Raw genomic sequence first — 22,392 nt, forward strand, 5'->3', positions numbered from 1 at the left:
TGGTCTATGCCCATCGGGAAGACGTGGACTGGCATGGCGCCGCCTACGCATGCATCAAGCAACTGGCGGAAGGCACGACGCCGTGGGCCATCCCGTGGCCATGCATCCACGAGTTTCTCGCCATTGCCACGCATCCGCGAATTTACGCGCCGCCCACGCCAACGGACAAGGCGCTCGAACAGGTCGACGCTTGGATGGAGTCGCCGAGTCTGGTCCTGCTGGGCGAAACAGACGGATATTGGCCCTACCTGCGCAAACTCGTTCAGAGCGGGCGTATTGCGGGTCCCATGGTGCATGACGCCCGCGTGGCGTCTCTCTGTATGCAACATGGGGTGCGCGAAATCTGGACTGCGGACCGGGACTTCGGCCGTTTCCCAGGGGTACGCGTGCGCAATCCATTGCTTTGAATCATGATGTTCGCCCACGCTCGAATCACGACGGAGCGCCCGCTGTATTCGCGGTTCCAAGTGCTACCTCGGCGCTGACAACCGTGATTTCCTGCTGGCGCCGGTGAGGGGGCTGACGAACTGAATCGACAAAGTGCGCATGGCCGCGCGAGTATAAGGAAGGGGTGTCGTTGCGGCTTTAACTTCCCTATTATCGGGTTGGCCCGATGCCCCGTGCGCCAACGGGGCCGCCGTCAGAAGGAAGAGCATGGAAACTTGTCTGGGAGAGAGACAATGAGCGAAAAGCAGTGGTATGAGCTCTTATTTGAAGACTACGGGCGAACGTACGACAAGGAACCCTATACGCAAGGCACGCAGGGAGAGTGCGATTTCATCGAGAAGGAACTTCGGTTTGACAAGTCGCTGAAGCTTCTCGATGTCGGCTGCGGGACCGGAAGGCACGCGATTGAACTCGCTAAACGCGGCTATCAGGTGACGGGAATCGATCTGTCCGAATCGCAGCTTGCGAGAGCGCGTGAAAAGGCCACCGAACAACAGGTGAGCGTCGAGTTCTTGCGGCACGATGCACGGGACTTGCCCTTTCACGCTGAATTTGATGCGGCCATCATGCTTTGCGAAGGTGGATTCTCGTTGATGGAAACGGACGAGATGAACTTCGAGATACTGAAGAGCGTGACACGCGCCCTGAAAGACAGGGCGACGTTCCTGTTCACCGCGCTCAACGGCCTGTTCCCGTTGTGCCACAGTATGGAGGCATTTTATGCCGAAGCGAAACTGGAGGGCACTAGCGCCTGCAGGAAGAACCGCTTTGACCTGATGACATTTCGCGATTTCAATATCGCGGAATTCGTGGACGATTCCGGCAACAAGAAAACCCTCTCCTGCAACCAGCGCTACTACGTGCCGAGTGAGATCACCTGGCTGCTGAAGACGCTCGGCTACGCCCGCATCGAAATCTTCGGCGCCAAACTGGGCGCCTTCTCCAGAGACCATTCTCTGACCCCGGAGAATTTCGAGATGCTCGTCGTCGGACACAGGCAGTGATTCGGGATACAAACCAGGCGGTAAGGAATGCACGGCGGCAGAGCGCGCGCTGGCGCCTGATTGGCAGAGGCGAAGGGATTCAAGGGAGACTCCTGGACGAGGACATTCGTGCCGAAGGATTGCTCGCGGGCAGGCCGTCCGGCGAAAGCCGGGCTTCGTTCCAGAAATGGCTCGAAAAGCGCGGAACGGATTGACCTTCTCGCTTCGCGGTGCGATGCGCCACATCAGCCCCGACATGGGGGTTTCCTCCCGGCTTTGGCGTGGGGGCTGGAGAGGTGGTTCATTGCGCTCATGGCCGCGTGAGTTGATTGTGGACACGGCATCGCCCGTGCCGGCATTCCTGCGGTAGGCGCGCGGTCTTCAGCGTGCAGCAGCATCGGGTCAACACATCACGAAAAGCGGTTGAATCTTGTCGAAAGGAATGTGTACAAGGGAGCTTCCAAAGGGACTGTTGCACGATGAGTTGAGGTTGTGTTTCCGGGAGACGGACCATGAGTCTGTTCTGGGTGCCTTTATGTCTTGCGTTTTCCGCAACTCCGTCCGTGCCGTTCTCCGGCGCCGTGGATGCCCGGACTTTCGGGGCAAAGGGCGATGGCGTTACCGATGACACGGCGGCCCTCCAGGCGGCGCTGGATGCCTGTGCCGCACAGGGCGGCGGGGTCGCGTTCCTGCCCGGCGGCGTGTATGTCGTTCGGGGCAATCTGACCGTCCCGGAGTATGTGACATTACAGGGTGCGCTGGGCGGTCCGAGCGCGATGCGCGATCCGAAAGGGACCGTGCTGCACGCGTATGCGGGGCGAGGCGATGAGCAGGGCGCGCCGTTTCTCGCCATGAAGACCGGGTCCGGCATAAGAAGCCTGGCGATTCAGTATCCGGAGCAGACCGGGTCAGAGGTCGTTCCCTATCCGTGGTGTATCGCGGGAAGCGGCGAGGATATTTCCGTCGTCGATTGCATGCTGGTAAACCCGTATCAGGGCGTGGACTTCGGAACTCAGGCTTGTCCGCGGCATTTCATCAGCCGTCTGTATGGTTACCCGTTGCGGCGCGGGATTTTCGTGGACCAGTGTTTTGACATCGGGCGTATTGAAAATGTGCATCTGTGGCCGTTCTGGCGCACGAGCGAGAATCCGAAACAGGTCATGCAGTTTGTGCAGGAACACGGGGAAGCTTTCATCTTCGCCATGACCGACTGGCAGTATGTGGCCAATACCTTCTGCTGGGGCTACCGATACGGCTATCGTTTTACGGAGAACGGGCGCGGCGTCTGCAACGGCAACTTCGTGGGTATTGGCGCCGATGCATGCCACGTGTCCGTGCTTATCGACAACAGCGCCGCCTACGGGCTGCTGATCACCAACGGGGAATTTGTTGCCCTGTACGGAGAACATCCCACGCAGATTGTGGTAGGCCCGGACAATTCCGGGAGTATCCAGTTCAACAATTGCGCCTTTTGGGGCCCTTCGTATCAATGCGCGAAAGTGTCCGGGAAAGGATACATAAGTTTCCAGCAGTGCCACTTCCTGGAATGGGATTTTCAGGAAGGCGCGGCACCCGGCGTGGACGTGGTTTCGGGCATGGTCAACATTCAGGGGTGCCGGTTTGGAAAGGGCGCGAAATCCGTGCGACTGGGTAAGGCCGTGCGCGGCGCAGTCGTGACAGGGAATCTTCTTGCCGCAGCGGATATGGTGGAAATCGAGCCGGGCGCCACGGCGACCGTGGAAGCGAACGGCGTGGAGCGCCCGCCTCAAGAGCCCATTGCGGGCTCACGCGTAATCAGCGTGCTGGGCCCGAACGTCCGTCTGACGGAAGAATGGTGGGATTATGCGGGCCGCGGCACCTACATCGGGGTCGCTTATTTCAGCGTGCACAAGGACATCACGAATTCGTTTACCTGGCTGTTGGACGTGCAAGCGCCGGGAACCCACACCCTGTCCGCGTGGGTGCCCAAATGGGTGGCGCCCGTCAGCGGGCTAGGCCGCGCCATATACCGTGTGCGGCATGCGGGCGGCGATGCGACGGTGGAAGTGAATCAATCGGAACATGCCGAGTCCTGGGTGAACCTGGGCCAATATACGTTCGATGCGGAAAGCAGGGTGACCCTGGAAAACGCGGCGGGCGAAACCGTGCTCGCCGACTGCCTGCTGCTTACCCCTGCGGTAAAATCCACAACGCTTTGAGGGGTCGGTCGACGCAGACTATCTCCTGCTAAGTCCTCCTGCCACAACATCGGGGCTACGGGTTCCTGCCATGCAAAGACACTGTCGTGAATGCTTGCCGAAACCACACAAGAGGCATAGAATGGCGCTGTGCAGCATTGTGTTCGGGGTTGCCGCAGTGGCGGGAAGCGTGCGGCGGTCCGTGCGGGACGATTCAGAGCCGGACAATACGGCCGTTGAGGCTGTCAGAGGAGGCTGGTCTATGTGGACCCACGCGCGGCGGCTTTTGTGCGGCTTTCTTGGTCTGATCGTGCTGGCCTTGACGCCGGGGTGCATCATTAAAGTGCCCATCACGGACACGCAGTCGGTGCTCCTGCCGCAAGGCACATTCGACGCGTCCATCGGCGGACCGGGTCAGCAGGTGTTTCATCTCACGGTCCCGATTACGTCGTTGTGCAGCCTGCCGACGGCAAACGACGTTATCACCGAATTCCTTGAAAGCGGGCAGGGGCTGCCTGTGGCGCGGTTCCTGCTCGAAGCGGACCACGCCTGGGCAAAATCGTTCACATTCAAGTTTGACGGCGCCAATTTCGAACACAACGCGGAATTGACCGTGCGCGTCGTTGGGCCGGACGGCGAATGGGCGCGGCGCACCGTCACGGAAATCCTCCCGATTGCCGGACTGACGCTGAGCGCCACGCCCACCTCGCAGATCGACATATTACAGGCACAATTGCCGCCCGGCGAATGTCTGGACTTCGAGTTCATACTCACCGGCAGAAACCCGAGCGCGGACGTTTCGGTCGAGGTGCGCATGGAACTGGACGTGGAACTGCACACGCGCGGCTTCATTGATGCGGGGCTGTTCCTGCAATAAGACGTTTGCGCCGGTGACGAAAAGTAAGAGGTGTTCCGAATGAACGCTTCAACCACATGAGCGTCACGATACGCAGCCTCAGTGTGGATAACAACGAGTGTCGCGTTTTGCCTGCGGGGAGGACGCAATGTCACGATGGGGAACTCCGAGCTGCAGCTGTCTTCGCGGACCCAGAGAAGCGGCGAGCGTTAATCATCGGAATTTCAAACGGTGTGGATTGGCGAACAACCGTGTTCCATGTTCCCGACAGTTTGCGACCGGAATCCTCGTTCCCGCCAATGTATCTGTCTCGACCTCTCAATTCCGTTTTCTGCTAATCTGACGCGGGCCAGGCTGACGAGAATCACCTTGAGGTGTATGGTTAAGGCGGCCAAGGCTTCGGAATCCGGTTTCTGTTGTGGGCCGGTTCACCGTGGAGAGAAGGACGCATGATTGTTGTCAACTCGAGTGTAGGACCGCGACGCGCGGTGGGCCGCATCGCGTGGGCGTTGGTTGCCATCGCCGCTCTGGGCTTGCCCCTTACCCCGCCCGCCGCCGCGCTCCTTTACCGGGCGCCGGAGGGCACCATCAAGGACAACTGCGTCGTATGGAATAATGGGACCTACTACCTGTTTGCCATGTACCGGTATGAGCAGAAAGCCCGGGACCAAGATCAATGGCGCAGCGTGTGGTTGGCAACCTCGACGGATGGCGTCCACTGGAAAGATGTCGGCCCGGTTATCAAGGATGCGCCGTTCGGCATCTATGCCATGCGGGTGTGGCGCGTTGGCGACCGCTTTGTGATGAATCACGGGAGCTTCACGGGCGAGGCGCAGGACGTCCTGCGTCTTTGGGAATCGCCGGACCTCGTCCGATGGGAGTACCTTGGGCCGGACTACGACGTGCGGCGGCCTGACGGCGGACGCATTGACCACATGGACGTGATTACGGCAGAAGAAGACGGAAAGACGGTCTACTACGGCTACGCGGTGGGCGGCGTGCTTCGTTCCGAGGATGGCTTAAAGTGGCATTGGCTTGGTGAACTGCCGCTGTCGGGAGATATTTCCTTCCGTGTGGTGCAGGAACCTGGCGGCTGCCAGCGGTTTGGCGACACGTACTATCTCCTGGTCGGCGGATTCTTGCCCGGCGGTTTCGAATATGCCGTGGCAACATACATCGCAAACCACCCCACCGGTCCTTTCTACCCCGACTACCCAGCGTTTCGGCTAAACGGCTATTCCGGACGCGAGCTCGTAGCTCTGTGGGCCGGTTATTGCCGGTTACCCGACGAGACACTCTTCACCAATTACGTGCTGGATCCGGGCGGACAATTCTGGTGGCACGCGCCGCTCAAGTCGACCGTGGTAGATGATGCGGGTCACTTGCACATGGGTTATTGGCATGGCAATGAAGCGCTGAAAGGAACCTGCCTCTCAGAGACATCGGCCAATCCTCACCGCGTCTTTCCGGACTCGCCCGGAATCACGACGTTCTCCGAGAAAGAGGTGGCCATTGCGGCCCCGGCCTTTCCCCACGTGCGCTGGATCACGCCCGACAAGCCGAACATCGTGTGTGCTTTCGCCGGTCCCGTCTTGGATTTCGACGCGGGCTGCATCGTCGAGGGGACGATGCGGGTATCCGGAACAGACGGCATAGCTTTCCCCGCAGCCGGAATCGCGTTGGAACAGACGAACCAGGAAGCCGTTGCCATCCTGTTTGGTACATGGGGACAAACGCTGATTGGCAGGCTGAGCTACCACGACGCGCCACATTTCGATCCCGCGGACATCACGGGCTTTGGCTGCGCAACAGTCGCTGGAATGCCCGCCGGCAAAACATGTTCATACCGGCTGCTCATTCGAAAAGGCATCTTCGAAGTCTATCTCGACGACCTCCTGGTTCAGACCTGCTCCGGTGACAATCTGACGGGCCGGATAGGCTTTATTGTCCAGGATGGGAAAGGAACTTTCGCCTGGCCACGGATATGGACAATGAGCCTGCCGTAGCCCAACGCTTCCAGACGTGGCGCCTATTAGAAGGATGGGAGTTCTACAGGCTCCAGCCTTCGCGGAAACTTGGGCCTATGAATCGGTTCGCTTCGGGGGCATTCGTAAACTCCATGTTGCTGAAGTTCCAGGTCAGTTTCATGTCCGCGCGAATTGCCGCAACGCCCAGCAATACGATTTCCGCGAGCGGTCCGCCATAGTCGAAGTTCGCACCCGCCGCTTCGCCGCCCTTGCAGGCGTTCACCCACTCTTTGTAATGGCCTATCGACCGCGGGAGGGTCTTGGGCGGCCGCTTGTAGTCCTTCATCCTCGATTCGGGAAGCAACTGTGGATCGCTTCCGTAACAGCCGCACATCAGTTTCCCCTTTTCACCAATAAACAACACGCCGCCATCGGCGTCGCCCATCTTCCGGCCCTGTTCCAGTTCATCGGGCCTCGGCGGCATCAGGCCGCCGTCATACCAACGCAAATCGACCGGCGGCATGTCGCCGCGCGCGGGAAAGGTCCACCGCACCAGCGCCGCGGCGGTTGCCGTTTCCGGATGCACCTTTCCTCCGGGAATCTCCGTGCTCAGCGGAGTCGCGCCAGAGTTCAATCGGACCGAACTCGCTTCGACGGTTTCGGGGGCGCCGATCTGAAGCGCCCACACGACGGGATCGAGCATGTGACACCCCATGTCTCCGAGTGCGCCGCACCCGAAATCCCACCATCCGCGCCAAATGAACGGCAGATACGCAGGATGGTAGGGCCGACTCGGCGCCGGACCCAGCCACAGGTCCCAATCCAGCCCCGGCGGAACCGGCGGCATCTCTTTCGGACGATCGATCCCGTAGGGCCACCATCCTCCCGGCCGGTTTGTCCACGCGCACACCTCGTGAACCCGGCCGATGGCGCCATCCCAAATCCATTCACAAAGCTGGCGGATATCTTCCTTGGCGTGGCCCCAGTTCCCCATTTGCGTCGCCACGTTCGCGGCCCGCGCGGCCTCCGTCATGGTGCGCGCTTCGACCAGCGAATGCGCCAGCGGTTTCTCGCAGAAGACATGTTTGCCCTTCTTGATCGCGGCCATCGCCGCCACGGCATGGATATGATCGGGCGTCGTGATCACGACCGCGTCGATGTCATCTCGCTCGTCCAGCATCTGCCGAAAATCCACGTAGGCCGCGCAGCCGCCGCTTGCGTTGCCCTTGTAGTCGTAGTAGTCGTTCACCAGTTTACGCCCCGCTTCACGTCCAGCCACACCGCGCCCGAGGTAGGGACCCTCTTCAAAGACATCGCACACCGCCACGACCCGCACGTCACGGTCCTGTAGAAACGTCTGGAGGTTGTACATGCCCTGCCAGCCCACGCCGACGAACGCCATGTTGATCTTCTCGCTGGGCGGAGTCTGGCCGAGGCCCAGAACATGCGGGGGCAATACTGTGAACGATGTCGCGGCCGCTGTGCGGTGCAAGAAACTGCGCCGCGAAATCCGTCCGTCTTTCGATAGCGCGCGATCTGCGCTTTTTGCGTCGTGAATGTACATACCCCGTCTCCTTTTTTGATGCCGCCCACGCGATTTCACAATTGCTTGTGTTCAGAGTGCATACGCCCAGTCACCAAAATCAAAAATGCGCATTCTCCCGTCAATGCTGACGGAGCCCAAGACCCAATCAGACATCGAACGGCTCGCATCTCTCAAAATCGGGCAAATAATAATCGCTGCTGTCGAGGCCTTGCACGAGCAGGTGCTCGAAGCCCAGGCCGGCGGCGTACATCACAATATCCCGGTATTCTTTGCGCGAAACCCTTGAGCGTAATTCGGGAAACTCGTCGGCCCGGTGCCGCGGTGCGTATTGGCTCATCAAACTGAGCGTCACGTTCTCCATGTGCTCGTCCTTGAGCCAGAGCAGAAATTCGTAGCTGCCTGAGATGTTCTCAGGAAGAATCAAATGACGAATGATGACGCCACGCCACGCCATGCCGCCTTCGGTCTGCAATGGCCCCGCCTGCCGGTACATCTCTTTAATGGCCTCTTTGGCCACGTCCGGATAGGCCTTCGCTTTCGAGTATTTCCGGGCGCACGCCGCGTCCATATACTTGAGATCGGGTAAATAGATATCGATGATCCCGTCGAGCAGCTGGAGCAGTTCGACGCTGTCATAGCCGTTCGTGTTGTAGACAAGGGGCAGCCGCAACCCGTCCCGGAACGCGGTGCCCAACCCCAGCAATATCGGATAGATGTAATGCGTGGGCGTCACGAGATTGATGTTCCCCGCGCCCCGCTCCTGCAATTCGAGGAACACGCCCGCCAGCGCCGTGTACGATACGTCTTCGCCCAGTCCCATCTGGCTTATCTGGTAGTTCTGGCAGAACACGCAGCGCAGGTTGCAGTGCGTGAAGAAGACCGTCCCCGACCCGCCCGAACCCACCAGCGGCGGCTCTTCGCCAAAATGCAGCGTCGCGGATGCGTACCGGACGTGGAATCGGTCGCGCGACGTCGTGCGGCACACGCCCGGCGCATTCTCCAGCCGGGCCGCTTGGCAACGATGCCCGCACAGGCAACACTCGCGCAGCAGCCCCTCGACCGCCGGAAGCACCGAGTCGATGCGCTCCGCCTTCTGGGCGCCGTCCATCGAAAACACTCCATGACCCTGACATGCCGCTGTTCAGAATAACCGAAGCGCGTGAGGGATGCATAGCCTGCCGCGTTGACGCCCGTGCCCCGCGCTGGTAGCATCGCGGCGCGGGTTCAGCCGCTGTTTCGAAACCGGACGGGGTCACATGATGAGCAGCACCTTCGAGCACGAATTCACGGCAGGCTGGGGCGACATGGACTTCAACGGGCACATGCGCAACACGGCATACCTGGACCTGAGCGGCACCGTTCGCATGATGTACTTTGAAGCTTGCGGATTCCCGATGCAGGCGTTCGAGGAACTCCAGTTCGGCCCGGTGATTTTCAAGGACGAAATTGAGTACCTCAAGGAACTCCGGCTGCTCGAGCGTGTGCGTGTCACACTCGAACTCGCGGCACTGAGCAAGAACGCGGGCCGGTTCCGCATCCGCAACCGCTTCTTCCACACAGACGGCCGCCCGGTGGCGGTCGTCACAAGCGCGGGTGGTTGGCTCAGCTTCCGCGAACGCAAACTCGTCCCGCCGCCGGACGCCCTGGCCGAGGTTCTGCGCGGCCTGCCCCGGGCCGGGGACTTCGAGGAGATATGAGGAAGTCGTTGCGCAACCGCATGCGAGGATACCTCTCCCGGGAAGCGCGACCAGGCGCGGCACTTGCCTGTGTCATATTTCGAAATACGCAAGAACGATTGCCGGTCCGCGGAAAAATGGCCCGCTTGCCATATTCCTCGTGGAAACGAAAGGCGTGCCCAGCGGATTTGCGGCCTGCCCGAGGCGTGTATGGCTGAGGTGACGGCCAAACCGCAGACCCGTATCGCGTGAGGGAAGACCGCGCAACCACCCCGATTTTCCCCACGCGTGCCGGACGGTGTAGGCTACATCTCCGGTAATGTGATTGCTGTGGCTAATTCCACGAGGCCAGAGACCATGCGTGCATCTCCTTGTCTGTACCCTGTGTTGATTCTGATCTTCGCCGCCATGTGTGCCGGCACAGCCGGTCACGCCGCGTTGATCGAGCAGTCGCTCGAGAGGTTGCGCCAATCGCCGCCCGTCTGCCCGGATGCTTTTGATTTCGTGGTCGTGGCGGACTCGAACACGCTCGAACCGCTCGAACAGGCGGAGGTGTTCAAGCAGATCCTCCGCGAGGTCAATGTCTTGAAACCCGGCTTCGTGTTCGAAGCCGGCGACATCATCCTGGGCGGCGCGGCGGAAGGCGTGCCCCCGCAGTGGGACGTTTTCGAGCAGACCATCGCGGCGTGCGAACCGCCATACCTGGCCATACCGGGCAACCACGACATCAGCGACGCGGCCACGGAGCGCATCTGGCTCGAACGCATGGGGCCGGCGCACTACACGTTCGCGTACGGCAACTCGTTGTTTATCGGATTGAACAGTGAAGAGGTGGGCGCGCTGGACCGTATTTCGGATGAGCAAGTGGCATGGCTCAAAGAGCAGCTTGCGGCGGCAACAGCCACAAACATCTTCGTGTTCCTGCACAGACCCTTGTTCGCGAACGAGGGCGACCCCGAAACGGCCGGCTCCGTGTGGGAAGCGCAGTGGGCGAATGTGGCGGAAACGTTCCGCGGCTATCCAGTCCGCGCGGTCTTTGCCGGCCACGAGCATATCTACCGCGACTGCGGCGTACGCGACGGCGTGCATTATGTAATCTGCGGCGGCGCGTCCGTGTACGGCATGAGAGGAAACGCGGACGAGGGGAAGTTCAACCATTATCTTCGCGTCCAGGTGCGCGGCGGCCAGTTCAGCTGGGCCGTCATCCAGCCGGGTTCGATCCTTCCCCAGGATGCGGTCACGAGCGAGCGCATCGACGAATTGTTCCGCATCCGCAACAAATGGCTCGTCTCGGAAGAGATCTACGCCCCGCTCGGCGAACCGGTCGACCGCGACCTGCGCGTCACAATCAGCAACCCGCACGAGCGCGTTCTGACCTCTTTCTTGCGGTGGACCGTTCCCGAAGGGTGGTCGGTCATGCCCGAGCAGAGGGACTACGAAATCCCCGCTCATAGCGCGGCGCAACTCGTATTCCATGTGCAAAGCGAAGCAGCGGGCGCCGCGCGGTTCCCCGTGCCCGTGCTGCGCACCTTATACACTCAAACGCAACACGGCCCCGCGGTCGAGGTCGCGCACGACCTGCGCTTCGTCCCCGTCTTGTCCGCGCGGCGTGCAAGCAGCCCTGTCGCCCCCGACGGCGTGCTGAGCGAATGGGAAGGCGCGCAATTCGCGCCGTCCGCGTATCCCGCCGGTTTCACCGGCGCGGCTCTCGACGACCTGGCCTGCGAAACGGCGTTCCTCTGGGACGAAGATTGGCTCTATATGGCGGTGCGCGTGCGCGACAACGAGTTTCATCAGCCCTACGCGGGCGACATCGTCTGGAAGGCGGACAATGTCGAGATGTTTCTCGACGGCTGGAGTTGGGGGCTCAGCCTGACCGCGCACGGGCCGGAAGTCTTCCTGTATCACGGCATCAACGTCTCCGCCGAGACGGTGAATACCGACGTGAAGCTAAGCGTGAAACGCGATGGAACCGGAACCTTCTACGAGGCGGCATTCCCTGAGTCGCATCTTGCGCCGTTGAAACTCGCGCCGGGCGCCAGCTTCCGGTTCAATTCGCTCATGAACGACCTCGACCCCTCGGGCCCGGAAACGGACCGGCACTGGCTGCAACTCGCGCCTGAGACAGGCTCCCCGGGCAACCCGCCGCCTCGCGTCAAGGTCGTGCTCGAACCCTGAAAACGATGAGAGGGAGAACACCGGGCCAATCAGCGCAGCTGACGCTGCAGCCCGACCGCCACGCCCTGAATCTGTACGTCGTGAGCGGGATAGCGCAAGGGCTGCATCGTCGGGTGCGCGGGGCGCAACTCCACCTGGTCGCCCGCGGGATGAAAATACTTCACCGTCGCCTCATCGCCAATCAGCGCCACGACAATGTCCCCCGTTCGCGGCCGACGCTGCTGGTCGACCACCAGAATGTCGCCGTCCAGGATACCCGCTTCGGTCATGCTGTCGCCGTTTACGCGCAGGCAGAACGCCTTGCGCCGCGCAAGCGATGACGCGACCGGCACGTAGTCTTCGATGTTCTCCGCCGCGTACAACGGCGGACCCGCCGCGACGCGCCCCACGAGCGGCAACGCCCCGATGTTGTGCTGATACAAGCCCGCCGCCGCCTGCTCGGTGACGCGAATGCCGCGCGCTTTCGAACTGCGTTCCAGGTACCCTTTTTTTTCCAGCGCCACAAGGTGGTCCCGGGCCGCATTCGTGGATGTCAGGCCGAATTCGTCGCAGATTTCCGACATCGTCGGCGGGAGCCCATGGTCGCGGACGCATTCGATCACGAACTCGAGTACGTTGCGCTGCCGTTTCGTGAGCCCTTTCGCCATGACAGGTTCCTCGATAAAGACTGAATTTCTTTACAGGGATATTCTTTCAGATTTATTCAGCGGTGTCAAGAGGCGGTCAGCAAGCTGACCGAAAAAGAGCGGCAGCAAACTGCAGTATCTCCACACGAAACGCGGCAATACGTTGGCGAAAGCAGAAAACAGCCTGCTTAACGCAGGGCCCCCGAGGCGGGCTCATATTCCCAGGTCCGGCCAGGGTAAGGGTGTTCGGGCAGGAGCGCCAGATAACCCGGCTGGACCAGTTCTTCGAGAGACGAGGCCCAGCGGCCCGTGTCGCGCCGGAATTTCTCGATGGCGTTGCGGATGGCCGTCTCGCGGCGGCGCGTGTCTTCATCAAGCAGCGTCGTATTGCGCACAACGCCGTCCGCGTCGATGAAAAAACGACCGCCCAGCGGGTCCACCGGCAATTGGGTGATCACCCCCGCGCGCAACAGCTCCTCGAGGTCCTTCACGGGCTGGCGAGTCCGGCGCGCGTAGGCCGCGGCCTGTTCCGTCAGGGCGCGGCAGTACTCGCGGATGGCGAGTTCCTCGAGTTTGCGCGCGGCCATGTCGCGGAGCAGCCGGTCTTCGCTCTGCGCCAGCTTCTCCCACATCTCGCGTTCGAGGGCCGTGTCGCTGATATCGCCCGCCGCGCGCAGCTTGTCCACCAGGTCCGCGACATATGCCGGCGCGCGGCCCGTATCGGCGCTCATGGCGAGATAGCGCCGGGCCCGTTCACGCGAACCCGGTTCGTCCTTGCGGTTGAGCAGATAGATCATCGCCATCTCGTAGGGCAATTCCCAGGCATCCGGGACCTGCACCGACCCCTTCTCCAGCAGATGCAGCCCGGCATCGTCGTCTGCGCGCAACGACGCCAGAAAGATGCCACCGTAGCGATACACGTCCTTGAAGTAGGGGTCGAGACGGACACACGTGTTCAGCATATGGTCCAACCACGTGAACGCCCGGTCCCCCTTCAACTGCGTCGCGGTGTATTGGATGCAGCGCAGCCACAGAAAATCGGCGATTATGCTGTCCATGCCGCACGTGAAATGGTTGAGCAGCTTCTCGTTCGGCAGGTAGAGCAGTTCGTCCTCGACGGACGCGCGCGCCGCGTCGATTCGCACTTGCGCCCCGACGGCCAGCGCGGCCAACAAAGCCGCGCACGCCAGCGCGGCCCATCGCGCGCCCCGCTTCATACATCCTTTTCCTTGAAGGCCAGCGCGGCCAGGATCAGCAGCACGACGGTATACGCGAGGCCATAGGCCAGCGTCCACGCCACGTACGCCAGCGAAACGGGCACGCCATTCGCCGCCTCCGCGCGGATATCGAAATTGCTCAGGTTCGGGATTACGTAATAGGCGATTTCGAGGGCCTCTTTCGCGGCGGTGCCGTCGAACTGCGGCGGCAGGTCGTGAAACACGCCCGTGGCGTGGCCGAACGCATACACCGAGAACACGATAACCGCGCCGAGTATGGGCGACGTGAGCGTCGACAACAACACGGCGAACGCCGTGACCAGCAGCAATTTCCAGTAGATAAGCAGGACGGCGAGGAAGAACATCGCGTCGAGACTGCCGCCCAGCAACAGCACATAGACCGCGGACACGCCCGTCATGATGGCTGTCACGGCCAGCAGAAGTCCCATCAATCCGAAATACTTGCCCAGGATGAACTCGTACCGGTGTATCGGCTGCGAGATGATCGTGTACAGCGTGCGCTTGTCGATTTCCTTGTAGACGAGACTGGTGCCGACGAAAATGGCGATCAGCACGCCGAACAACGAAATCGCCGCCAGCGTGATGTCCTTCACGATCTTGATGTCCTGGCCGATGCTGATCCACCCGAGCGCCTTCGACCCCAGAATCGTGACGCCCGCGAAGAACAGCAGCACGTACAGTACCTTGTCGCGCACCGATTCGCGGAACGTGTTCTGGGCAACGGCAAGGATGCGGTTCACGGCGCGTCATCCTTCTCCTGCGCTTCGATGAAGTAATCTTCCAGCGACTTGCGCACCGGGCTGTACTCGACGAGCCGCCCGCCCGCCCCGTGCACGGCCCTGACGAGGTCATTCGCGGCGTCCTGCCCGTCCACAACGAAGATGTGCAGGTCGTCAATGGTCCGGTGCGACACGGCGCGCCCGGCCTGCGCTTGGGCCGCATCGGCGCTCAGTCCTGAGACAACCACCTCGACCTGGTTCAACCGTTCGCCAAGCAGTTCATCGAGCCGGCCCTCGCGCGTGAGCCGTCCGCGCACGAGGATGCCGGCCCGGTCGCAAATCTGTTCAACGTCGCCCAGCACGTGCGAGCTGAAAAAAAGCGTCTTCTTCGCGTCGCGCATCCGCAGGATCAACTCGCGGATCGAGCGCCGGCCCAGCGGGTCCAGCCCGCTCATCGGCTCGTCCAGGATCAGGATCGGCGGGTCGCCCACCAGCGCCACGGCGAAGCCCAGCCGTTGCCGCATGCCTTTCGAGAACCCCTTGACACGCCGGTCGGCGATGCCGCGCAACTCGAGCAGGTCCGCGAGCTTGTCCCATTCGCGCGCGCGGGCCGGCGCATCCAGCCCTTGCAGCCGGGCGTAGAAATCGATGGTCTCGCGCGGCGTCAGGTACTCGTAAAAATAGGGCTGTTCCGGCAGATACCCGATGAGGCCCCGCGCCTTGCGCGTCCGCGCGTCCTCGCCCAGCACGTGCGCCGTGCCCGACGTAGGCCGCAGCAGGCTGCACAGGATCTTGATGGTCGTGGTCTTGCCCGCGCCGTTGCGCCCCAGAAAACCGTACACCTCCCCCTCGCGCACGTTCAGGTCCACGGCGTCCAGCGCACACACCCGCGATTTCCCCACTGCACGGTAGACCTTGCCCAATCCTCGCGTCAGAATCGCCGGCATCATCCTTTGACTCCACTACGTGCCTCCGCAGGCCCGCTGGTCCCGTTCAGATTTTATCCAGACCCGCCGCGCTTGTCCAGAGAGACGAAATGTTTGACACGGGCCGCGGCCATATACTAGGATATAGCGCCACGTGTCCGTGGGGCATGTGTGTCTGTTTTTCGCCAACCCGGATAGGTGCAGGCCGTTCCCGTGACGTGCGCGGCGCGTGCGGTGCGTCCTGATGTCAACGACAAGAGAGAAAGAGAAGCGGATTTATGGCCAGGTACCTTGGACCAAAACACAAACTGTGCCGCAGGCTTGGTTCCTGCATCTGGGGCAGCCCGAAATGCCCTTCGGCCAAGCGGGCATACGGGCCCGGCGTGCACGGGCCGAACAAACGGGGCAAACTCTCCGTATACGGCCAGCAATTGCAGGACAAGCAGAAGATCCGGCTGCATTATGGCCTGCTGGAACGCCAGATGCGCAAGACTTTCGCGGAAGCCCAGCGCATGGGCGGCGTCACCGGCACGAATTTGCTGATGCTGCTCGAATCGCGGGCGGACAGCGTGGTCTACCGGATCGGTTTCGCGCCGACCATGTCGGCGGCGCGCCAATTGGTGACGCACGGACACATCCTCGTGAACGGCAAGAAGATCAGCAAACCGGCTTTCCAGGTGAAACCGGGGATGACCATCTCGGTCCGCGAGCGCAGCCGGAAGATGCCGATGATTGCCGAGGGCGTCGAGAACCCGCCCGTGCAGATGCCGGAATACCTCGAACGGGCCGCCAAGTCCTTCGACGGGCGCATGATTGCCGTGCCGAACCTCGAGACCATTCCGTTCAAGGCGGACACGGCGGGCGTAATCGGGTTCTACTCGCGGTAGAACGCCCCGTATAGCGCGCAGCTTTTCGGCGGGCCGTTTTCACTTTCGGCCCGCTTGTTTTTTGCGGACGCGGCCCGGCCGCGCAATGAGGGTGCAACATATGAGCATCGAGGTCGTAGTGGGTGCAAACTGGGGCGACGAGGGCAAGGGCCGCATGGTGGACTACCTCGCCCAGAGCGCCGACATTGTCGTGCGGTACCAAGGCGGCAACAACGCGGGGCACACGGTCGTCAACGAATTCGGCGAGTTCAAACTGCACCTGCTGCCGTCCGGCGTATTCAACCCGAAAGCACTGAACATCCTCGGGCCGGGAATGGTAATCGACATCGAGGCGTTCGCCGACGAGATCGACGTCATCCGCAAACGCGGTATCGAGCCGAACCTGCGCGTGTCCGAGCGCGCCACCATCTGCTTCCCCTTCCACCGGCTCCAGGACGGCTGGGAAGAAGAACGCCTCGGCAAGAAGGCCTACGGCTCAACCCGGCGCGGCATCGCCCCCGCCTACGGCGACCGCACCATGAAAAAAGCGATCCAGATAGGCGAGCTGCTGTACCCCGACTGGCTCGAACAGCACCTGCGCGAAATCGTCGATTGGAAGAAGCTCACCGCGACCGGCGTGTACGGCAAAGACGACTCCTTCACCTTCGAAGAAACCATCGCGTGGGCGCGTGCGCACGGCGAACGCATCCGTCCGCTCATCTGCGACACTTCGGCCATCCTGGACGACGCGGCGCACGCAGGCAAGCATATTGTCTTCGAGGCCCAGCTCGGCACGCTGCGCGACCTGAACTTCGGCATCTTCCCGTTCACCACGTCCTCCTGCACGCTCGCGGCCTATGCGCCCATCGGCGGCGGACTGTTCGGCTTCGCGCCCGACCGCGTCATCGCCGTGATCAAAGCCTTCTCGACCTGCGTCGGCGAGGGCCCCTTCGTCACGCTCATGGACGAACACGATGCCAACGACCTGCGCGAAGTCGCCCACGAATACGGCGCCGCCACCGGCCGGCCCCGGACCATCGGCCATTTCGACGCCGTCGCCTCGCGCTACGGCGCGTGGGCCCAGGGCGCGACCGAAATCGCGTTGACCAAGCTCGACAGCCTCAGCGGGCGCAAAACCCTCAAGATTTGCGTCGATTACGCCTGGCGCGGCCAGCCCGTGGGCCGGTTCCCGCTCAACGCCGTGCTCGAAGAGGCGACTCCCATCTACCAGGAAATGCCCGGCTGGATCGAAGACATCAGCGGCGTCCGCCGGTTCGGCGACCTGCCCCCGGCGGCGCAGGAATACGTGCTCGAGATCGAGCGCCGCGTCCAATGCCGCGTCCGCTACGTCTCCGTCGGCCCCGAACGCGACGCGCTCATCGACCGCGGCCCGGCCTGAACCCCGCCGTGGCATGGGCATCCTGCCCATGCTCTTGGTCCCCTGCGTTCGCCCCGCACGGGCGGGACGCCCGTGCCACATTCACCGCTTCCCCAGCACGTCCTTTTCGTAGACCTTGACGGCGTTGATCCAGTCCGTTCCGACGGGAACGCCTTCTTTCATGCAGTAGTAGTCCCAGACGGCGTTCGAGGGCAGGGTCTTGAACTCTTCAAGCAACGCCAGACGCGACGTGTGGTCGCCGGAATCTTCCGCGGCGCGCAACAGGTACGTGGGTTCGAGCAGGGCAATGAGCAGCGCCTTGACCATCGCGCGCGTGCCGGTGACCCAGGCCGCGATGCGGTTGATGCTCGCGTCGAAGAAATCGAGGCCGATGTGAATGCGTTTCTCGAAGCCGTGGCGGATGACCTCCTCGGCGGTGGCGCGCAGGTCGTCGTTTAGGATAACGACGTGGTCGCTGTCCCAGCGCACGCCCCGGCTCACATGCAACAACAGTTCCGGCACGTAGGCTAGCACGCTGCAAATCTTGTCCGAGATCGTTTCCGTCGGATGAAAATGCCCGGCATCGAGCGTGAGCAGTTTTTTGCGCGTGATCGCGTAGCCGAGATAGAACTCGTGCGAGCCAACGACGTAACATTCGGAACCGATGCCGAATAATTTCGATTCGACCGCGTCGAGGTTCAGTTTCGGATCGATCTCTTCCTTAAACACCGCGTCGAGCGCTTCGGCCAGCCGCTGCCGCGGCGCGTTCCGGTCGACCGGAATGTCCTTCATGCCGTCCGGAATCCACACATTGGTGACCGCCGCCGAGCCGAGCGCCTTGCCGATGGCCGCGCCGATTTTGCGGCATGCGATGCAATGGTCGACCCAGAATTGGCGTATGCCCGCGTCGGCGCTTGAAAGCGTGAACCCGCTGTCGGCCTTCGGGTGCGCAAAGCACGTCGGATTGAAGTCCATGCCCAGTCCGAGCGCCTTCGCCCAATCAATCCAGCGCGTAAAATGCTCCGGCGCCAGTTCATTGCGGTCCACCTTCTTGCCGCCGGTCTCCGCGTACATCGCGTGGATGTTGAACCGGTGCTTGCCGGGGATGAGGCTGAGGGCTTTTTCCGCGTCCTGACGCAGTTCGTCCGCCGTGCGCGCCTTGCCCGGATAGTTGCCTGTCGCCTGGATCCCGCCGCCCGACTGCGCCGCGACGTTTTCAAAGCCGCCCACGTCGTCGCCCTGCCAGCAATGCAGCGAAATCGGAATGCCCGCGAGCCGGCACATCGCCGCCGGCACATCCACGCCGTACGCCGCGTAGACATCCTTCGCAATGGCGAAACTCTGCTCAATCTGCGACTCCGAAGGCTTGGGGAACATGGGTGATACTCCTCTCTTCGTTCGTAGTTCAGGCTTCAGCCTGTCTTCCGGGTCTCGCGGGCATCGTAGCGAGTTGGGCACTTTGGCCGCAAACATCCGAACGTGAATGATCGCTTTCCGCAAGCGCGGTCATTATGCTAGGGGGTATTCAGTTCTTCGGTATGCAGATGCGGCGTTCCAGGATCATCTTTTTGCGGAGCGATACCGGAAAACGCCGTCGGGGAAAGGAGAACGCGCCATGCGTTTGCCTGTGACCGTTGCCGGGAAGTCCGCCGCCCTTTGGAGCCGTCTTGTATGCACCGTGGCATTGTTGGGTACGATTGCGGCATTGGCCGCAGCACTCGCAGTCGCGGACGCGATTACGGGCAACGTTACGACGTCGTCTGGCGTGCCCGCGGAAGGTGTCTATTTCGGCACGCGCCTCGACCCTAAGATTCTCTATAAGGGGCCCAAATCCGCGGCGGATGGCGGATTCTCTCTCGAAATCGCCTCCCCGGAACAGAGGCACTGGCTTGCCATCTCCCCGCAACTGGGCCGCATGGCCGTATTCGCCATTCCGGAAGCGCTCTCCGGTCCGATCTCTGTTTCGCTCGATTTCGCGGCGGGGGAAGTTTATGGCCGGGTCGTAGATGCCGCGGGGCGGCCCATGCCGCGCGGGAAGGTCGTCCTGCGGGTTAGGGGACCCGGCGGCGACGAGTTCATCTCAAATCCGGTCTCGACGGACGCGCAAGGCTGCTACCAGACCGAATACTACATCCCTCTCGGCGACGGCATCCGCGTCGAAGCAGGCCTCGCCGGTTCGCCGGAACAATGGGGTCCGGCCGTGGCCGCGGGTCCGTATACACTTCCCCTGGAGATGCCGGACCTGACCGCGTCCGGCGCCGCGCCGGCCGGAACGCGCGAAGACACGGCGGAAGACAGCCCGAGAAGGCTTGTTCGTTACGCGGGGACCGTCCGCGATACCGGCGGCGCGCCTGTCGCCGGGGCCAGACTTCGCTTCCTCTACGACCACGAAGGGGCTGGCATGAACGTGAAGTGGGCCGTCAGCAACGCGGAGGGACGCTGGGCGCGCCTGCTGCCGGCGCAAATGACCGGTTTCCAGATGAACGTGGAGCACCCGGAGTACATGGGCAACTGGCAGGACCGCTCCATCCTCATGCCGTCCATGGATGACATGCGGGCCGGAACCGGCGTCATCACGCTGGCAAGGGGCCGGGTGCTCGAGGGCCGCGTCGTTGCGCCGGACGGCGCGCCCGTTCCCCATGCCTTGGTCAGCGCCGAGGTGACCATGGAAGAGGGGCCGGCCTGCGTGGCCTCGGGGCCGGACGGCGCGTACCGGCTCGCGTGCCTGGCGCGGGGCTTTGTCGAGGTGGTGGCAATGGCGCCCGGGTATGCCGCCACGCCGATCCAGGCCGACCTCCGGGAAGCGGTCACCACGCGTGATATCGTCCTCGATGCCGGCGGAACCATTCGCGGGCGGATACGGAATGACCAGGGCGAACCCGTCGCGGGCGCGAAGGTCGAACTGCACGAGTGGCTGCTGAACCGGCAGCATTGGCTGCGTACCGAGGTGCAGTCGGACGGGGACGGCGCTTTCGCGTTCGAGCACGTGCCGCTGCAAGGGTCGTTGCGCTTCTATATCGGCGCAGGGCCCTATCAGGGCGTTTCGACCGAGGCGCTCTATTGCCGCGAAGAACCCTACGAGATTGTCCTGCACAAACCGGCGACTGTCGAGGGAAGGGTCACCGACGCGGAGACCGGCCAGCCCGTCCACTATTTCAAGATGCGCCAGGGCTTCCTCCAATCGGACGGTACCGTGAGCTGGAACGAATGCGCGGGCGACAAGCACGTGCCCTCGCTGACCGGCGCGTTCCAGTGGGAAGCCAAGAACGTGATCCTGAGCTGGCCGGACGAATCCGCTATTGTCTTCGGCATATTCGCGCGCGGTTACGTCCCGGCCGTAACGCCCAAAGTAAGCTACGGCAACGACGCCGGTCCCGTACAGATTGCCCTTGTCCGGGGCAAGCGCCTTGCGGGCACGGTCGCGGACAGCACGGATGCTCCGGTCAAGGGAGCGGACGTCATCTGGGTCGGCGAGAAGACACGGGTATGGATTCAGGACGGGCTGCTGCAACCGAACAGCGCGACCGTCGAAGGGATTCGCGACAAGACCAACACGCGGGGCCTCTTCGAACTGCTGCCCTGCAACACCCCGGGCACGCTGCTCGTGCTGCACGAAACGGGCTGGGCGCAAGTGCCCGTCGACGCCTTCGAGCCGGACTCGACGATTACCCTGCGTCCCTGGGCATGCGTCCAGGGCGATTGCTACGCCTCGGGCAAGCCCACCCCCGGGGTCACCGTCCGCATGGAACCGCTGCGTGAGGACCCGGATCGCGCGCAACCAATCGTCTGGAATCTGCACACCACTTCCTCTGAGACGGGCCATTACGTCTTCAACAAGGTGCCCGACCTGCCCCTGGTTCTGGGGTATTCAGGGCCGGACTTCGAAGTTTCCCACACTCAACGGGTCGCGCCGGAACCCGGCGAAACCGTGACGGCGGACGTCGGACACGCGCCTGGGCGCGTCGAAGGCCAAGCCGTTTGGGACGCGGCGCTGCTCGAAGGCCTTCCCCCGTCGAGTGAACCGGTGCTGCTCATGGCGGTCCTGGACGGGAAGGCGGAAGAAGGAGGCTACACGCCGCACTATTGCGTGTCCGCGGACCTGACCGGCGCGTTCTCTATCGAGAACGTATCGCCTGCCCCCTACGACTTGACCGTCGAACTGCACGCGCCGCGCCCGCCCATGGCCTGCGGCAACGGCATGCTGCTCGCGCAGGCCACGGCGCAGGTGACCGTACTCGACGGCACGCTCACGCTCCCGCCGTTGCGTCTCGACCGGCCCGACGCGCCCCTGCCCGGCGCGGCCGCGCCGCCGCTCGAAGCGAAAACGCTGGCGGGAGATGCCTTTTCCCTCGCCGCGCTGCGCGGCAGATGGGTCGTGCTCGATTTCTGGGCCAGTTGGTGCGTGCCGTGCCGCGAGGAAAGCCGAAAGTTGAAGGGCCTCTGGCAGCAATATGCCGGCGACGCCCGCGTCGCGTTCGTGGGCGTTGCATTCGATTATGATGCCGGCCGCGCTGCCAGCAGCGTGAAGGCTGGCGGCTACGGCTGGACACAGGTCTGCGGCGAAGGCTGGGGCGAGGATAATCCAGTCATCACCGCTTTCCGGATCGCAGCGATCCCGTCGATCTGGGTAATCGACCCGCAGGGTGCCGTGCTCGCTCGCGACGTGCGCGCGGAACGCGCCGAAGAAATCCTGCGAGAAGCCCTCGCCGCGCCGTGAAAACACTCCGCGCGGCTCCGTGGCTGTCCGTGCATACCGCCGCGAGGACAGGCACGCCTCCCCCGCGAGGCGCGGGGTCGCTTGTGCCAGTC

Annotated in this window: 17 protein-coding genes; 10 read left to right on the top strand and 7 right to left on the bottom strand. The window is 62.5% G+C overall.

Annotated elements, in window-relative coordinates; translation table 11 throughout:
- From KA184_01410 to KA184_01430, 5 genes are all read left to right on the top strand, one after another.
- A partial coding sequence (locus tag KA184_01410; GenBank protein MBP8128207.1) for a VapC toxin family PIN domain ribonuclease occupies positions 1 to 407 on the top strand: 407 nt, incomplete at its 5' end.
- 273 nt (positions 408 to 680) lie between these two features.
- A complete protein-coding gene (locus KA184_01415; GenBank protein ID MBP8128208.1) occupies positions 681 to 1,451 on the top strand; it encodes a class I SAM-dependent methyltransferase in 771 nt (256 codons plus the stop codon).
- A gap of 491 nt (positions 1,452 to 1,942) precedes the next feature.
- Positions 1,943 to 3,628, top strand: coding sequence for a hypothetical protein (locus tag KA184_01420; protein ID MBP8128209.1), 1,686 nt, complete (start codon positions 1,943 to 1,945; stop codon positions 3,626 to 3,628).
- 241 nt (positions 3,629 to 3,869) lie between these two features.
- Positions 3,870 to 4,484, top strand: a complete 615-nt coding sequence (locus KA184_01425; GenBank protein ID MBP8128210.1) for a hypothetical protein — start codon at positions 3,870 to 3,872, stop codon at positions 4,482 to 4,484.
- A gap of 428 nt (positions 4,485 to 4,912) precedes the next feature.
- Positions 4,913 to 6,469 (top strand): hypothetical protein, encoded by a 1,557-nt coding sequence (locus KA184_01430; protein MBP8128211.1) that lies wholly within the window; start codon positions 4,913 to 4,915, stop codon positions 6,467 to 6,469.
- A gap of 43 nt (positions 6,470 to 6,512) precedes the next feature.
- Here KA184_01430 and KA184_01435 read toward each other — a convergent pair whose 3' ends face one another.
- Positions 6,513 to 7,994 carry a Gfo/Idh/MocA family oxidoreductase gene (locus tag KA184_01435; protein MBP8128212.1) on the bottom strand — a complete coding sequence of 494 codons (1,482 nt, stop codon included), beginning with the start codon at positions 7,992 to 7,994 and terminating at the stop codon, positions 6,513 to 6,515.
- A 127-nt stretch (positions 7,995 to 8,121) separates the two neighbouring features.
- Positions 8,122 to 9,084 (bottom strand): radical SAM protein, encoded by a 963-nt coding sequence (locus KA184_01440; GenBank protein ID MBP8128213.1) that lies wholly within the window; start codon positions 9,082 to 9,084, stop codon positions 8,122 to 8,124.
- 151 nt (positions 9,085 to 9,235) lie between these two features.
- Between KA184_01440 and KA184_01445 the strand changes: the two genes are divergently transcribed.
- Both KA184_01445 and KA184_01450 read left to right on the top strand, forming a co-directional pair.
- Positions 9,236 to 9,673 carry a thioesterase family protein gene (locus KA184_01445; protein MBP8128214.1) on the top strand — a complete coding sequence of 146 codons (438 nt, stop codon included), beginning with the start codon at positions 9,236 to 9,238 and terminating at the stop codon, positions 9,671 to 9,673.
- Positions 9,674 to 10,009: 336 nt separating this feature from the next.
- The gene (locus KA184_01450; GenBank protein MBP8128215.1) at positions 10,010 to 11,830 is read left to right on the top strand and encodes a metallophosphoesterase; all 1,821 of its coding nucleotides are present in this window, start codon (positions 10,010 to 10,012) and stop codon (positions 11,828 to 11,830) included.
- 29 nt (positions 11,831 to 11,859) lie between these two features.
- On the opposite strand, the gene lexA is transcribed toward KA184_01450, so the two are convergent.
- The 4 genes from lexA to KA184_01470 form a co-directional block, all read right to left on the bottom strand.
- The gene (lexA, locus tag KA184_01455; protein MBP8128216.1) at positions 11,860 to 12,477 is read right to left on the bottom strand and encodes a transcriptional repressor LexA; all 618 of its coding nucleotides are present in this window, start codon (positions 12,475 to 12,477) and stop codon (positions 11,860 to 11,862) included.
- 167 nt (positions 12,478 to 12,644) lie between these two features.
- Positions 12,645 to 13,673 carry a hypothetical protein gene (locus KA184_01460; GenBank protein MBP8128217.1) on the bottom strand — a complete coding sequence of 343 codons (1,029 nt, stop codon included), beginning with the start codon at positions 13,671 to 13,673 and terminating at the stop codon, positions 12,645 to 12,647.
- A complete protein-coding gene (locus KA184_01465; protein ID MBP8128218.1) occupies positions 13,670 to 14,434 on the bottom strand; it encodes an ABC transporter permease in 765 nt (254 codons plus the stop codon). The genes KA184_01460 and KA184_01465 overlap by 4 nt, the downstream gene beginning before the upstream one ends.
- Entirely contained in the window at positions 14,431 to 15,363 is a 933-nt protein-coding gene (locus KA184_01470; GenBank protein MBP8128219.1) for an ABC transporter ATP-binding protein, read from the bottom strand. Before KA184_01470 ends, KA184_01465 begins: the two co-directional genes overlap by 4 nt.
- Positions 15,364 to 15,617: 254 nt before the next feature.
- On the opposite strand from KA184_01470, the gene rpsD reads away from it, so the two are divergent.
- Both rpsD and KA184_01480 read left to right on the top strand, forming a co-directional pair.
- Positions 15,618 to 16,226 carry a 30S ribosomal protein S4 gene (gene rpsD, locus KA184_01475; GenBank protein ID MBP8128220.1) on the top strand — a complete coding sequence of 203 codons (609 nt, stop codon included), beginning with the start codon at positions 15,618 to 15,620 and terminating at the stop codon, positions 16,224 to 16,226.
- 100 nt (positions 16,227 to 16,326) lie between these two features.
- Entirely contained in the window at positions 16,327 to 17,604 is a 1,278-nt protein-coding gene (locus KA184_01480) for an adenylosuccinate synthase (GenBank protein MBP8128221.1), read from the top strand.
- Positions 17,605 to 17,685: 81 nt separating this feature from the next.
- On the opposite strand, the gene KA184_01485 is transcribed toward KA184_01480, so the two are convergent.
- On the bottom strand, positions 17,686 to 18,960 hold the full coding sequence (locus tag KA184_01485; GenBank protein ID MBP8128222.1) for an L-rhamnose isomerase: 1,275 nt from the start codon (positions 18,958 to 18,960) through the stop codon (positions 17,686 to 17,688).
- A 238-nt stretch (positions 18,961 to 19,198) separates the two neighbouring features.
- On the opposite strand from KA184_01485, the gene KA184_01490 reads away from it, so the two are divergent.
- Positions 19,199 to 22,300, top strand: a complete 3,102-nt coding sequence (locus KA184_01490; protein ID MBP8128223.1) for a carboxypeptidase regulatory-like domain-containing protein — start codon at positions 19,199 to 19,201, stop codon at positions 22,298 to 22,300.
- Positions 22,301 to 22,392 lie beyond the last annotated feature (92 nt).

It is taken from the genome of Candidatus Hydrogenedentota bacterium (assembly GCA_018005585.1).
Classification (GTDB): Bacteria; Hydrogenedentota; Hydrogenedentia; order Hydrogenedentales; family JAGMZX01; genus JAGMZX01.